The 13,260-nt window shown below is 75.5% G+C and carries 14 protein-coding genes and 1 riboswitch; of the genes, 3 read left to right on the top strand and 11 right to left on the bottom strand.

From position 1 onward, the window contains the following. Window positions 1–75 precede the first annotated feature (75 nt). The 3 genes from CFLA_RS00985 to CFLA_RS00975 form a co-directional block, all read right to left on the bottom strand. Entirely contained in the window at window positions 76–1,248 is a 1,173-nt protein-coding gene (locus CFLA_RS00985; RefSeq protein WP_013115448.1) for a hypothetical protein, read from the bottom strand. Next, window positions 1,245–1,865, bottom strand: a complete 621-nt coding sequence (locus CFLA_RS00980; RefSeq protein WP_013115447.1) for an RNA polymerase sigma factor — start codon at window positions 1,863–1,865, stop codon at window positions 1,245–1,247. The genes CFLA_RS00985 and CFLA_RS00980 overlap by 4 nt, the downstream gene beginning before the upstream one ends. Before the next feature lie 74 nt (window positions 1,866–1,939). Further along, complete coding sequence (locus CFLA_RS00975; RefSeq protein WP_013115446.1) at window positions 1,940–2,515, bottom strand: hypothetical protein; 576 nt, start codon at window positions 2,513–2,515, stop codon at window positions 1,940–1,942. A gap of 219 nt (window positions 2,516–2,734) precedes the next feature. On the opposite strand from CFLA_RS00975, the gene CFLA_RS00970 reads away from it, so the two are divergent. Continuing rightward, window positions 2,735–3,610: a metal-dependent hydrolase gene (locus tag CFLA_RS00970; RefSeq protein WP_013115445.1), complete on the top strand. Its 876-nt coding sequence runs from the start codon at window positions 2,735–2,737 to the stop codon at window positions 3,608–3,610. Between the two features lie 25 nt (window positions 3,611–3,635). Here the strand turns inward: CFLA_RS00970 and CFLA_RS00965 are convergent, their stop codons facing one another. From CFLA_RS00965 to CFLA_RS20750, 4 genes are all read right to left on the bottom strand, one after another. Further along, complete coding sequence (locus tag CFLA_RS00965; RefSeq protein WP_013115444.1) at window positions 3,636–4,388, bottom strand: nucleotidyl transferase AbiEii/AbiGii toxin family protein; 753 nt, start codon at window positions 4,386–4,388, stop codon at window positions 3,636–3,638. Continuing rightward, window positions 4,385–5,047, bottom strand: a complete 663-nt coding sequence (locus CFLA_RS00960; protein ID WP_081449622.1) for a type IV toxin-antitoxin system AbiEi family antitoxin domain-containing protein — start codon at window positions 5,045–5,047, stop codon at window positions 4,385–4,387. The genes CFLA_RS00965 and CFLA_RS00960 overlap by 4 nt, the downstream gene beginning before the upstream one ends. Before the next feature lie 122 nt (window positions 5,048–5,169). Continuing rightward, complete coding sequence (locus CFLA_RS00955; RefSeq protein ID WP_013115442.1) at window positions 5,170–5,583, bottom strand: VOC family protein; 414 nt, start codon at window positions 5,581–5,583, stop codon at window positions 5,170–5,172. Between the two features lie 55 nt (window positions 5,584–5,638). Next, entirely contained in the window at window positions 5,639–6,193 is a 555-nt protein-coding gene (locus CFLA_RS20750; RefSeq protein ID WP_013115441.1) for a MarR family winged helix-turn-helix transcriptional regulator, read from the bottom strand. Window positions 6,194–6,302: 109 nt separating this feature from the next. Here CFLA_RS20750 and CFLA_RS00945 point away from each other — a divergent pair, with 109 nt between their 5' ends. Both CFLA_RS00945 and CFLA_RS00940 read left to right on the top strand, forming a co-directional pair. Further along, window positions 6,303–8,201: an ABC transporter ATP-binding protein gene (locus CFLA_RS00945; protein ID WP_013115440.1), complete on the top strand. Its 1,899-nt coding sequence runs from the start codon at window positions 6,303–6,305 to the stop codon at window positions 8,199–8,201. A 53-nt stretch (window positions 8,202–8,254) separates the two neighbouring features. Continuing rightward, window positions 8,255–8,326, top strand: a riboswitch (guanidine-III (ykkC-III) riboswitch). A 12-nt stretch (window positions 8,327–8,338) separates the two neighbouring features. Then, on the top strand, window positions 8,339–8,668 hold the full coding sequence (locus CFLA_RS00940; protein ID WP_013115439.1) for a DMT family transporter: 330 nt from the start codon (window positions 8,339–8,341) through the stop codon (window positions 8,666–8,668). Between the two features lie 337 nt (window positions 8,669–9,005). On the opposite strand, the gene CFLA_RS00935 is transcribed toward CFLA_RS00940, so the two are convergent. Genes CFLA_RS00935 through CFLA_RS00920 form a run of 4 tightly spaced genes read right to left on the bottom strand, consistent with a single transcriptional unit; the run spans window position 9,006 to window position 13,199 of the window. Continuing rightward, window positions 9,006–9,521, bottom strand: a complete 516-nt coding sequence (locus tag CFLA_RS00935; protein WP_013115438.1) for a ribose-5-phosphate isomerase — start codon at window positions 9,519–9,521, stop codon at window positions 9,006–9,008. Further along, the gene (locus CFLA_RS00930) at window positions 9,518–11,356 is read right to left on the bottom strand and encodes a dihydroxyacetone kinase family protein (RefSeq protein WP_013115437.1); all 1,839 of its coding nucleotides are present in this window, start codon (window positions 11,354–11,356) and stop codon (window positions 9,518–9,520) included. The genes CFLA_RS00935 and CFLA_RS00930 overlap by 4 nt, the downstream gene beginning before the upstream one ends. Next, window positions 11,350–12,237 (bottom strand): NAD(P)-dependent oxidoreductase, encoded by an 888-nt coding sequence (locus CFLA_RS00925; protein ID WP_013115436.1) that lies wholly within the window; start codon window positions 12,235–12,237, stop codon window positions 11,350–11,352. The genes CFLA_RS00930 and CFLA_RS00925 overlap by 7 nt, the downstream gene beginning before the upstream one ends. Next, a complete protein-coding gene (locus CFLA_RS00920; RefSeq protein WP_013115435.1) occupies window positions 12,234–13,199 on the bottom strand; it encodes a sugar phosphate isomerase/epimerase family protein in 966 nt (321 codons plus the stop codon). Before CFLA_RS00920 ends, CFLA_RS00925 begins: the two co-directional genes overlap by 4 nt. Window positions 13,200–13,260 lie beyond the last annotated feature (61 nt).

The following is a 13,260-nucleotide window of genomic DNA, read 5'->3' as shown; positions in this document are numbered from 1 at the left end:
AACACCCGTCCCACCCCGGACCGGACACACGTCCGGTCCGGGGTGGGACGGGGCGTCACCGTCAGACCGAGCAGCTCACCCCCGCGGGCCGCGCAGGCTCACCTGGATCGAGCCGCCCACCGCCAGGTCGACGCGCGTGCACTGCACCTCCCCGTCCTCGATCACGACGGTCGGCCAGTGGTGCTCGTCGCCGATCGCCTCCGTCACGATCCGCTCGGCCTCGTCCAGCTCGACGCACGCGTCCGCGACCCGCTCCCGCAGCAGGTCACGCAGGTCGTACACGAACGGGACGCTGTGCTCGCGCAGGCTGTCGCGGGGCGCCCTGCTGTGCGGCAGGACCGCGAGCGTGCGCGGCACCTGGCCGTACGGCCACTCCAGGTCGCCCGCCGTGGGTGACGGCGCGGGTGCGGCCGACGCGGAGGTCGTCGACGCCGGCGTCTTCGGCCGGGCGCCGGACGGGACCGACTCCGGGTGCGCACTCGGCACGGGCGCGTCCGCCGGCTCGGCGACCGGGTCCGGAAGACCCGGGTCGACCACCTCCTCGTCCGCCGTGTCGTACGCGTAGGTGATGTCGGCGCACGACCCGGCACCGGGATCCGGCTCCTGGCCCGCCCCCACGGGGACCGACGCCTGCGTGCGGACGGACCAGTCGTCGAGCCCCAGCCGGTCCAGCTCGGCACGCGCCGCCGCGACGGCCGCGGACTCGTCGAGGCACAGCGACCCGAGACCGTCCACCCAGTCCATGAGGCTCGACTCGAGCTCCTGCAGCGCGAGGTCGTCCGGACCCGCCGCGACGAGCGTCGCGTCGGCGGGCACCTCACCGCGCGGCGCCACGTAGAGGACCCCCTGGTGCCGGAACGCGACCGCGTCCTCGATGGCCGCCAGCCCGGTCTCCTCCTGGTACCGCCGGCAGTCGGCCACGAGGTCGCCGCTGAGCACGGGCCCCCCGGACCGCTCGTCCTCGGGGCCGCCCCACTGCGTCAGGCAGGTGAGCCCGTCGTGCGCACCACCACCGCGGTACCAGTCGTTCACCACCCCGGCGTACGCGACCCCGCCGCCGACGAGCACCGTCGCCAGCCCTCCCGAGACCAGCCCGCGCCGCAGCCGGCGCCCTCGCGCCACCTGCGCCGCCCTGTCCGTCGTGACGTCCGTGGTCATGATCGCCTCCCGCATCGCGTCGTCCGCCCGCAGGTGCAGGCGCGCCGCCGGGTCCGCCGCCCGCAGGCGCCGCACCAGGTCGTCGTTCATCTCGCCTCCTGAGGTCCGGGACGGGCGCTCGCCCATCCGCTCCTGACGTGTCCGATGTCGTCCGTGCGTTGCACGGTGGGAGGTGGGTCCGGGTCCTCGCGCGCCTCGCCGAGCGCCGCGAGCTGCGCCATCAGCCGTCGCCGGGCGCGGTGCAGCCGGACGCGGACCGTGGCGCGCGGGACGCCGAGGACGAGCGCGATCTCGTCGCGCGCGAGCTCCTCCCACGCGACCAGACGCAGGAGCTCGCGGTCGTCGGGCGGCAGGGCGTCCATCGCACGGAGCAGCACGGGGTCGACGGGCTCGTGCGGCGCGACGGCCTCGACGACCTGCTCGCGCAGCCGGTCCGCGAGCGCCAGCCGTCGCCGCTCACCGCGGTAGTGGTTCGCCAGCACGCGGCGCGCGACGCCGTACAGCCAGGGCCGCGCCGCCTCGCCCGCCGGGACGTCGTCGAGGCGACGCCAGGCCACCAGGAACGTCTCGGCGACGACGTCGGCAGCGTCGGCCGGATCGGCGACGCGGCGGACGGCATACGCGAGCAGCGGCGCGTGGGTGCGGTCGAACAGGTCGGTGAACCGTACGCGGCGTGCGTCGGCGTCACCGGGCGGTGGCGGGCTCACGGGCCTCCCTCCGTGGCGGGACAGGGGTCACCCGCCACGTGTCCGGCACCCGCCCGGGCGTTACCGCGCCGCGGTCACACGCGGCGCGGGATCCGGTCCGCGTGTCCCGTCGTGAGGACGGTGATGCCGTGCCGTGCCGCCGCCTCCTCGAGGGGCTGCATCGTGAGCTTGTGGACGTAGCCGTCGGCGGAGAACGTCATCGACCCCGAGCGGGTGCTCACCACGTAGTGGAAGGTCGTCCTGCTCGCCTGGTCGGCGCTCAGCGTGACGGTCTCGCCGCGGTTCACCTGCAGGCCCTCGTGGCGGCGCCCCAGCCGGCCGACGAACAGCACGATCCCGTCGGGCCGCTCGACCATCTCGATCATCGACCAGCCGCGGTACCACGGCGCGCGACGGGCACGCTGAACGAGCATCCAGCCACCCAGCGCGACTCCCGCCGCCCACACGATCCACACGGGGAACTCCGAGCCGTACCGCTGCGCGGTGCCGGTGAACCCGTTGCCGACCTCCACGACGAGCCCCACCACACCGCCGACGAGCGCGCCGACGGCCACCACCATGTTGAGGGCAGCGCCCGCACGCGGGCCCGGCCCGGGCAGGTAGACGGCGGGGGACGGGTGGGTGGCGGTGTCGCCGAGCTGCGTGGTCACGCACGGAACGTAGCGGGCGCAGCGGGAGTCCCGTGGGGGTTCCAGGTCACGTCTCGGCGTCGACTCCCGGGCACGCGGCACCCGGACACACCGGACGTTTGACGCTCGTCACCCGATCGGCTGAGGTGGACCCGCCCACCCCTGCCGACCTGCACAGGAGTACCGCGTGCGACTGGCCGAGCGCCGCCCCGCCCCGTCCACCGCCGTCCGGGCCGCCCGGTGAAGGGCGCGCACCACGCCCTGTGCGGCGCCGCCGCGTGGGTCGCCGTCGCCTCGACCGCGCCGTGGACGCTCGGCTGGTACCCGACGTCGCCGCTCGGCGTCCTCACCGGCGCGCTCGTCTGCGCGGGCGCCGCGCTCGCCCCGGACGCGGACCACCACGACGCGACGGTCGCGAACTCCCTGCGCCCGGTGTCCCAGTGGGTGTGCGACGTGGTCGGCAAGGTGTCCGGCGGGCACCGCAACGGCACCCACTCGCTACTGGGCATCGCGGCGCTCACGGGCGTCGCCTGGGCAGCCGGGCAGGTCACCGTCGCGACGGAGGCGCTGGGCGACCTCGCCGTCGGCGCGGGCCTGATGTCGGTGCTGCTCGTCGCGTTCGCCGCCCAGGCGCTGCGCCTCACGCGCCGTCGTCGCGACTCGTGGCCGCTGGCGCTCGCGCTCGCCGCGTTCATCACCGTCGCCGCCCCCACCGAGTGGGACTGGCTGCCCGTCGCCGTCGGCCTGGGTGCCGCCGTGCACGTCGCCGGGGACATGCTCACCGACGCCGGCGTGCCGCTGCTGTGGCCGTGGGAGCCGCGGCCGCCGCGCTGGTGGCGCCGGACGCCCGTCCTCGACGAGGTGTGGAGCCGCGGCGGCCACTTCGCGGTGCCCGTCCTGGGGACCACCGGGTCGTGGCGCGAGCGCGCGCTCGTCGCCCCGCTCACCGCGTACGCCGCCTACGGGACGGGGGTGGCCGTGGTCGTCGGAGGGCTCACCGCGCTCGGTTACGACGCCGGGGCCGTGGTCGACCGCTGGTGGGACGCGGCGGAGGAGCTGGTGGGCGGCGCGACCGCCGTCGGTGCGGTGGCGCTGCAGGTGGTGGCACCGGGCTGAGGCGTCGGTGACAGCGCGGCGGACGTCACCGTGCGCGCGCCCAGGCGTCGGCGACGCGCGCCAACGCCTCGGACGCCGTCACCCTGAGGACCGTCTGGTGGGCCAGGTCGTGCTCCCACGAGGACTGTGTCGGACCGGACGAGAAGACCCAGTTCTCGGGTGCGCGCGCCGTCGGACCGACGCGCCTGAAGACGTCCACCGCTTCAGGGCCGATGTAGCCGCGCTCGGACAGCGCCCACATGTCGTACAGGTCACGCGACGCACCGCGGTCCATCCACGCCGCCAGCTTTGCGGCGGCGAAGCCCGGTGCCGTGAGCGTCCGGAGGCGTGCCGCCGGAGCATCCGCGTAGCGCTGCTCGATCGCCCTGACCTCCGTCGGCCAGAGATAACCGGACCCGGGCACGAGCTGCACCTGGACGCCGAGGGACTCCCCCGCGACGAGCACCGCAGGCCGGCTCCCCATCGTGGCCGTCAACGCCGGTCGCCAGGAGACACGTCCGTGCGTGCGTGCCAATCCTCGCGCCACGGCTACCTCGATCGCCCTGGCGACGTCCGTGCGTGGCGCGAGCGCGATGAGGTCGACGTCCTCGGACAGCCTCGCGTCCACCAGGAACGTCCGCGACAGCGCCGTACCCCCGAAGAACACGACGTCGTCGGTGGACAGAGAGCTCGCGAGCGCAGCGAGCACGTGGGAGATCAGGTGGTCGCGCCGCACCTGCTCGGTCCCGACACCGAACTGCGCCGCGACGCGGTGCCACTCCTCGATCTGCGTGCTCATCGATCCGCCGCGACGCGCTCGAACGTCGCCCGCATGCGATGCCGGGCCGCGATGCCCGCCAGCACCTGGACGTCGCAGGTGTCCCACATCGCGTCGATGGCCGCCTCGACGTCCGCCACGTCGCCGTGCGGATCGGACCTGGCCAGGTCGAGAACCGTCTGCTCCGGAGTGGTGACGAGGGCAGCGCCGAGCTCGGTGGGTACGGCGACGGCATCCAGCGTCTCGACGGCGCGGGTGACGAAACGGATCGCGCCCGGTCGGTCGGCGAGGCTCAAGGGGCGGTGCCGGGCCGGGACCGCCACGTACCCGTCGCTCACCGCTCGCGGCCACGCCTGGTGGACCCGCGCTGCCGACACCCCGGTCAGCACGGGCACCCGATCGCCGTAGAAGGCCGTCGCGACCGCCGCGGCCGCCGCCTCCACGGTCGGGAACCAGCCGGTGCCGACGTGCTCCGGCGGCACCGCACAGTAGACGCCGTGGGCCAGACGCCGGACGAGGTCGCGTCGAGCGAGATCGGCCAGCGCAGGTGCGGGGTACGCGTAGACGTCGGCAAGATCCCGCGCTCGGACGGTCCGCATGGGCGCCCGCGAGATCCGGGTCAGCGCATCCACACTCACAGTGCAGATGTTAGTCCTGTGGACTATTAAATGCACAGTCATAGGCACCCGGATGAACGCCTCCTCCGCGATTCCCCGGGCTGAGATCCGCCCACCGGGAAGTGGTCAGATCCGACTCGGCCGGACCGCGACGTGGTCACAGGTACGACCACGCGGGGCCGCTCTCACAGGAACAGGCAGAACGGGTGGCCGTCGGGGGCGAACAGGACCCGGACGTCGTCCTGCGGCTGGTGCTCGGCCAGACGGGCACCGCACGCGACCGCCCACGCGACCGCCGCGTCGAGGTCCCCGTCGCGCACGTGCACGTCGACGTGCTGCGTCGCCAGCTGCTCACCGGGGCGCGCGGGCCACACGGGAGGCCGCCACTGCCGCTCGTGCTCGAACGCGAGGGTCAGCCCGTCGACGCCCGCGGGTGGCGAGACCCGCGCCCACCCGCCCTCGGCCGGCTCGTCGGGGCCGGGCGGGTCGTCCGCGGTGATCCGGTGCCCCAACAGCTGCGCCCAGAACCGCGCGGAGGCGCGAGGGTCCGGTGACCCGACGGTCACCGAGGTCACGGACAGGCGAGGACGGTCGGCCATACGACGACGGTCGCACCGCCGCGCACGGCCCGCACGCGGACGACCCGCACGACGATCAGTCGCCCGGCGTCGCCCCCGCGACCCGGCGCAGCAGGTCGAGCAGCGTGCGCTGCTCGTCGGGGTCGAGCGCGTCGAGCCGGGCGCGGACGCCCGCGTGCCGCTGCCGGGCCGCGCGGTCGAGCAGGTCGTGGCCGGCGTCGGTGAGCTCGACGAGGGTCGCGCGCCGGTCGCGCGGGTCGGGGATCCGGCGGATCCACCCGTCGGCCTCCGCCTGGTCGACCTTCGTCGTCACCGACCGCGGCGCGACGTCGAGCGCCTCGGCGAGCTCACCGAGGCGGCAGGGGCGCTCGCAGCGGTCGAGCACCCGGAGCATGCGCAGCTGACCCGGCGCGGCGCCGGGCCCGAGCCGGTCGGCGGTGTCGCGACGGACGGCGCGCAGCACGTCGTGCAGGAGCTCGAGCAGCTCCTCGGCGGGCGGGAGCGGGCGCTCCGGGTCGCGCCCCGGGCGGAGGTGCCGCACCGTGGACGTCGCGGGGTCGGACGACGCGGTCCGGGACGTGGGCGCACCGTCGTGCCCGTCGTCGTGGTGGCCGTCCGTCCGCTGCTGCACGGTTCCGAGGTTACCGGGGAATACCCGAGAGGTGAATATTGCTCATCGTGAGGTAACCTCAGCATCAGACGCGGCTCGGCCCGCGCCCTCCGACCCCTGGAGGTCCCCCATGGCCCACCCCGGACCCCTCCCCGGCGGCAACCCCGGCATGCGCGGCTTCAGCCGCGACCGTGACGTCGCCCGGCAGCGCCTGGCCCCCGGCACCCTGCGCCGCATCCTCGCGTTCGCCCACCCGTACCGCGGCCGGCTCGCGGTGTTCCTCGTCCTCATCGCCCTGAGCGCCGCCGTCGGCGCCGTGACGCCCTGGCTGTTCCAGCGGCTCATCGACGACGGCATCACCGCCGGACGCACCGGCACCGTCGTCGGCATCGCCGCCGTCGTCGCCGGTCTCGCGGTCGTCTCCGCCGTCCTCGGCGTCGCCGAGCGCTGGGTGTCCGCGCGCATCGGCGAGGGCCTCATCCACGACCTGCGCACCGCCGTGTTCGACCACGTGCAGCGCATGCCGCTCGCGTTCTTCAGCCGCGCCAAGACCGGCGCGCTCGTCCAGCGGCTCAACGGCGACGTGCTCGGCGCCCAGCAGGCGTTCACGTCCACGCTGTCCAACGTGGTCAGCAACTCGCTGACCGTGGTGTTCGTGCTCGCCGCGATGCTCACGATGTCCTGGCAGCTCACGCTGCTCTCGCTCGTCCTCGTGCCCGTGTTCGTGCTGCCCGCGCGGTGGTTCGGGCGCCGGATCGCGGCGATCACGCGCGAGTCCTACGAGCTCAACGCCGACGCGTCCCAGACCATGACCGAGCGGTTCAACGTCGCCGGCGCCCACCTCGTCAAGATCTTCGGCGACCCGGTCCGCGAGTCCGCGGCCTACGCCGAGCAGACCGGCCGCGTCCGCGACATCGGCGTCAAGCGCGCCCTGTACTCGACATGGTTCCGCATCGGTCTCACCACCGTCGCGGCCGTCGCCACGGCCGTCGTCTACGGCGTCGGTGGCCTGCTGGCGATCCGAGGCGAGCTCACCGTCGGTGTCGTCGTCGCGCTCGCCGCGTACCTCGGCCGCCTCTACGGCCCGCTGACGGCCATGTCGAACGTGCAGGTCGACGTCATGACCGCGCTCGTGTCGTTCGAGCGCGTCCTCGAGGTCCTCGACCTCGAGCCGATGGTCGCCGAGAAGCCCGGCGCGACCGACCTGCGCACGGCCGTCGCCGCCCGCGGTGCGAGCCTCGACCTCGAGCGCGTCGGCTTCCGCTACCCGTCGGCCGACGAGGTCTCGCTGGCGTCCCTCGAGTCCGTCGCCGCGCTCGGCCGCGACGCCCACGCCGACACCCTGCGCGACGTGACGTTCCACGTCCCCGCGGGCGCGATGGTCGCGCTCGTCGGCCCGTCCGGCGCCGGCAAGACGACGATCTCCCAGCTCGTCACGCGCATGTACGACCCGACGCGCGGCGCCGTGCGCATCGCCGGGCAGGACCTGCGCGACGTCAGCGCCGCGTCCCTGCGCGACACCGTGGGCGTCGTCAGCCAGGAGGCGCACCTCTTCCACGACACCATCGCCGGCAACCTGCGCTTCGCCCGCCCCGACGCGACCGACGACGACATCGAGCGCGCCCTGCGCGCCGCGCACGTGTGGGACCTGGTCGCGTCCCTGCCCGACGGCATCCACACCGTCGTCGGCGACCGCGGCTACCGCCTGTCCGGCGGCGAGCGCCAGCGCCTGGCCATCGCCCGACTGCTGCTCAAGGCCCCCGACGTCGTCGTCCTCGACGAGGCGACGGCCCACCTCGACTCGGAGTCCGAGGCCGCGGTGCAGGCGGCACTCGACGAGGCGCTCGTCGGGCGGACGTCCCTGGTCATCGCGCACCGGCTGTCCACCGTGCGGCAGGCGGACCTCATCGTCGTCGTCGAGGCCGGACGCGTCGTCCAGACGGGCACGCACGTCGACCTGCTCGCGTCCGGCGGCCTCTATGCCGACCTGTACCGCACCCAGTTCGCCCCCACCGCCACAGCCGCCTGACCCCGACACCGCCCCCTTCTCCGCCGAGTGCGGGTCCCGCGTGCGAGCATGGGGCCGGACCCGACGTCAGCGCGGGTCCCCGGACGAGGGGCGCCGTACCCGGAGAGCGACAAGACGGCAGCCGACGGAGGTCATCCGTGTCCGCCACCTCTCTCGCGTGGGTCGTGCTCGTGCTGTCCGGTGTGCTGGAGGCCGTCTGGGCCTCGGCGCTCGGCCGCTCCGAGGGCTTCACGCGCCCCGGCCCGACCGTCCTGTTCGGCGTCGCGCTGATCGCGTCCATGGGCGGGCTCGCCTACGCGATGCGCACGCTCCCCACCGGCACGTCGTACGCCGTGTGGGTCGGCATCGGCGCCGCCCTCACCGTCACGTACGCGATGCTCACGGGCACCGAGCCCGCGAGCCTGGTGAAGATCCTGCTCATCCTCGGGATCGTCGGCTGCGTCATCGGCCTCAAGCTCACACACTGACCCGGTCGCCGGCTCCCCCCGAGGGCGCGAGAGAGCCGATTCGTCGCGCCCCGGCAGGGCCGGATCGACGGCTCACGCCCGGGTGGGGGCGGGGAGCCCCCGGCGAGTGGGGCTGGATCGACGGCTCGCGCCCGGGTGGGGGGTGGGGGGTGGGATCGCTGGCTCGCGTCCCAGGAGTGGGCTGGATCGACGGCTCGCGGGCGAGGGTGGGGTGGGGGTGGGGGAGCGGAGACGGGCGGGCGGTCCGGCCCCCGTCACCGAGGCCGGACCGCCCGTCGCGCCGGAGCGGGCGGTCGCGCGGTGCTCCCCTCACCGCCACGCGTGACCGCCCGCCCCTTCAGCAGCTCCCGCCTCCCCTGGCGGTGCCGTCGATCCCGGCGGAGCCCTCCCCAGGCTCCGCGGTCTCGTACCCGCGGATCGCGTCGACCTTGGCGGCGGACGCGGACGCGGGGTCGAACTCGTGCGCGAGCCACTCGCGCACGAGGGTCTTGGCGAGCTCCAGCCCGATGACGCGCTGACCGAGGCACAGCACCTGCGCGTCGTTGGACAGCACGGAGCGCTGCACGGAGAAAGTGTCGTGCGCGGTCACCGCGCGCACCCCGCGCACCTTGTTGGCGGCGATCGCCATGCCCAGGCCCGTGCCGCAGACGAGCAGCGCGCGGTCGGCCCCGCCCTCGGCGACGCGACGCGCCGCGGCGACGGCGACGTGCGGGTACGCGGTGTCGTCGTCCGCGTGCACGCCGACGTCCTCGACGACCTCGACGCGCGGGTCCGCGCGCAGCAGGTCCGCGAGCGCGTCCTTGTACGCCAGCCCTGCCTCGTCGGCCCCGACCACGATCCTCGCGACGCTCATGAGCCCTCCCCCGGGACGACGACGGACCGGACGGCACCGGCGACGGCGACGAACGACACCGCGCCCGGGTCCGGCGTGCCGACGCTGCGCTCGGCGAGCGGGCGCGCACGGCCCAGGCGCGGGCGCAGGTCGGCGGTGGCCTGTGCGGCGGTGAGGGCCGCGTCGAGCGCGGCGTCCCAGACGACGGCCGGGTCCTGGCCGGCGGCCGCACCCTGCTCGAGCGCGGCGGCGAACGGCTCGGCCGCGTCGACCATCGTCTTGTCGCCCGGCTGCGCACCGCCCAGCGCGACGACGGCCGCGATGCCCGCGCGGACGGCCGCGGCGAGCCGTGCCGACGGGTCCGCGACGGGCCGCGCAGCGAGCGCGTGCGCGACCGCGCCGATGCCCGCGCCCCACAGCACGCCCGACGTCCCGCCGGCCTTGTCGGCCCACGCCCGGCCCGCGTCGCGCAGGCACGCGACGGCACCGTGACCGGCCGCGGCGGCGGCCTGCGCGGCCGCGGCGGCGGCGCTCGAGCCGCGCACCATGCCGCGTCCGTGGTCGCCGTCGCCGGCGACGGCGTCCAGACGACCCAGCTCGGGCTCCAGGTCCCGCAGCGTCCCGGCGACCCGGTGCAGCGCGGCGACGACGAGCCGGGCCTCGGCAGCGTCCGCCTCGTCGACGACGCGCGCGGCCTGTGCGGCGCCCGACGCGGCGGGCGCCGACGACCCGTCGGCCGTCGCACCGGTGCCGACCGTCGCCGCACCCGGGGTCCCGGCGGCGGTCGGCGACGACGAGCCACCGACCGTCGTGCCCTCGTCACCCGCGGACCCGGCGCGACCCGACCCGGCCACCCCCACGACGCCCCGCCGGTACGCGGGCGTGTGCGCGGGCGCGCACCACCAGCGCTCCAGGTCGTCGTCGAGCCACACGAGCGTGAGCGAGCACCCGGACATGTCGAGGCTGGTCACGAGCTCGCCGACGTCGGGCTGCACGACCTGCAGGCCCGCGGCGTCGAGCAGCGGGCGCACGGCCCGCCACAGCACGAAGAGCTCCTCGTACTTGGTGCGGCCCAGGCCGTTGAGCACGACGCCCACGCGCGGGCCCGCACCGGCGGGACGCTCGGCGAGCAGCGGTTCGACCAGGGCGGCGGCGAGCTCGCTCGCGGTGCACGCGGGCATCTCGCCGATGCCGGGCTCGCCGTGGATGCCGACGCCCAGGCCGACGGTGCCCTCGGGCACGGTGAACAGCGGCGCGTCGGCGCCGGGCAGGGTGCAGCCGTCGAAGGCGACGCCGAGGGTGCGGGTGCGGTCGTTGGCGTGGCGAGCGGCGGCCACGACGTCGTCGAACGACCGGCCCTCGGCGGCGGCGGCCCCGGCGACCTTGAAGACGACGTGGTCGCCGGCGATGCCGCGGCGGCGCGCCTCGTCGCCGGCGGGTGCGGACGCGACGTCGTCGGTGACGACGAGGTACTCGGCCGTGACGCCGCGGGCCCGCAGCTCGTCGCGCGCGAGCGTGAAGTTCATGACGTCGCCGGCGTAGTTGCCGGTGAGCAGCAGCACGCCCGCGTCACCCGCGGCGGCAGCACCCACGGACACCGCGTCGGCCGTCGAGGGGGACGTGAACACGTTGCCGACGACGGCCCCGTGCGCGTACCCCGGGCCGACGAGCCCGCAGAACGCCGGGTAGTGCCCGGACCCGCCGCCCACCACCACGGCGACCTCGGAGCGCGGCGCGGCGACGGCTCGCACGACCCCGCCCGGCACGCGCCGCACCTGGTCGGCGTACAGGTCGACGAACCCGTCGAGCGCGTCGTCGACGAACCGTGCCGGGTCGTCGGCCAGCGGCCTCACCATGTCTCCTCCCGCAGCAGGCGCGTCGCGACGACCGAGTCGTCGGCCGCGTCGAGGCCGGCGGCGGACACCTGCCGGTAGAGCTGCTCGGCGGCCGCGGCGACGGGCGTCGCGACCTTGAGGCGGCGCGTGAGGTCCCCGACGATGCCCATGTCCTTGCCGATGACGTCGAGCCGCGAGCGCAGCGGCGGGGTCTCGCCGCGCAGCTGCTGCGCGATCCGCGGGCCGCGGTCGGCCAGCATGAACGACGCGGCGGCTCCCTGCCCGAGCACCTCGATGCACGCGTCGAGGTCCAGGCCCAGGCGGTGCGCGAGCGCAAGGGCCTCGGACGCCGCGGCGGTGTGGATGCCGCACAACAGCTGGTTGACGGTCTTGAGCTGCTGACCTGCACCGATGCCGCCGACGACGGTGAGGGACGACGAGAGCGCGTCGAGCACCGGGCGCGCGGCGGCCAGGGCGTCGTCGTCGGCACCGACCATGACGAGCAGGTCGCCGGTGCCGGCCCGCACGGGCCCGCCGGAGACGGGTGCGTCGACCGTGAGGATGCCGCGGGCCGCGAGCGCGGCGGCGGTCGAGCGCACGGCGTCCTCGCCGACCGTCGACGTCACGACGACCACGGCACCCGCCGGCAGGGACGCTGCGACGCCGCCGTCGCCGAGCACGAGCGCGTCGAGCTGCGCGCCGTCCCGCACACCGACGACCACGACGTCGGTGCCGGTGCACGCCTCGGCGACGCTCGCCGCGCCCGTCGCGCCGGCCTCGACCGCGAGCCCGACCCGCTCGTCGGCGATGTCGTACGCGACGACGTCGAACGTCCGCGCGAGCGCGGTGGCCATGGGCAGCCCCATGGCCCCCAGGCCGAGGACCGCGACGCGGGCGCTCATCGCTGCGCCGCCGCGGCCGCGAGGACGGACGCGCGGGCCTCGCCGGTGGCGACGGCCAGCATGCGGCGGATGTACCGCGCGTTGCGCGCGGAGACGGACAGGCCGTCGCCGCCGTAGTGCTCGACGCAGAACGGGCCGGTGAACCCGGACTCGACGGCCGTGCGGATCGCGGTCCGGTAGCTCACCGCGCCCATCTCCATGGGGGCGGGCAGCGCGACGTACGTACCGGTGGCGCGGTCCTCGTCACGGAAGTAGCTCTTGACGTGCCAGTAGTTGGAGACGGGGAGGCACGCGGCGACGGCGGCCTGGAAGTCCTCGATCGGGCGGTGCAGGCGGACGAGGTTGCCGAGGTCGGGGTTGAGGCCGACGTTCGCCTCCCCGATGTCGTGGACGAGCCGGACGGCGGACTCCGCCGTGCCGAGCAGCGTGTCCTCGTACATCTCGAGCGACAGCTCGACGCCCACCTCGGCGGCGTGCCGGCCGAGCTCGCGCAGCCGCGTCACCGCGCGGTCCCACGTCTCGGGGTCCGTCGGGTCGTGCGGGCCCTCCTCGGTCCAGAACCAGAACGCCTCGCGCTGGGCGGGCAGCAGGGGGCGGTGCAGCCCGACGCTGACGACGCGGACGCCGAGCGCTGCGGCCGCGTCGATGGTGCGGTGCGAGTAGGCGAGGTTCTCGTCGCCCGTCCGCGGGTCGATGACCGAGCGGCGGATCGCGGAGAGCGCGACGGGGTCGAGCCCGACCGTGACCAGTGCGTCACGCAGCTCCTCGAGCCGGGCCGGCGCCAGGTCGCCCGGCTGCACCCAGGAGTCCGTGAGGTCGACCTCGGTGAAACCCTCGTACGCGACCTCGGCGAGGTGGTCGACCCAGGTGTCCGCCGGCGCGTCCTGCGACGCGGGGAACGGGAGCATGGCGGCGGCGATCGGCCACTGCGCGCTGGTGGGACGGGTGGCGGGCGTGCTCATGCGGGCAAGACCTCTTCGTCGTCGGTGCGCGTCGTCGCGCGGTGCGGCGGCGGGCGCCCGG

It is taken from the genome of Cellulomonas flavigena DSM 20109 (assembly GCF_000092865.1).
In the GTDB taxonomy this organism is placed as follows: domain Bacteria; phylum Actinomycetota; class Actinomycetes; order Actinomycetales; family Cellulomonadaceae; genus Cellulomonas; species Cellulomonas flavigena.
Note: the sequence above shows the minus strand (reverse complement) of the source record. Positions and strands in the feature narration are given on the sequence as shown.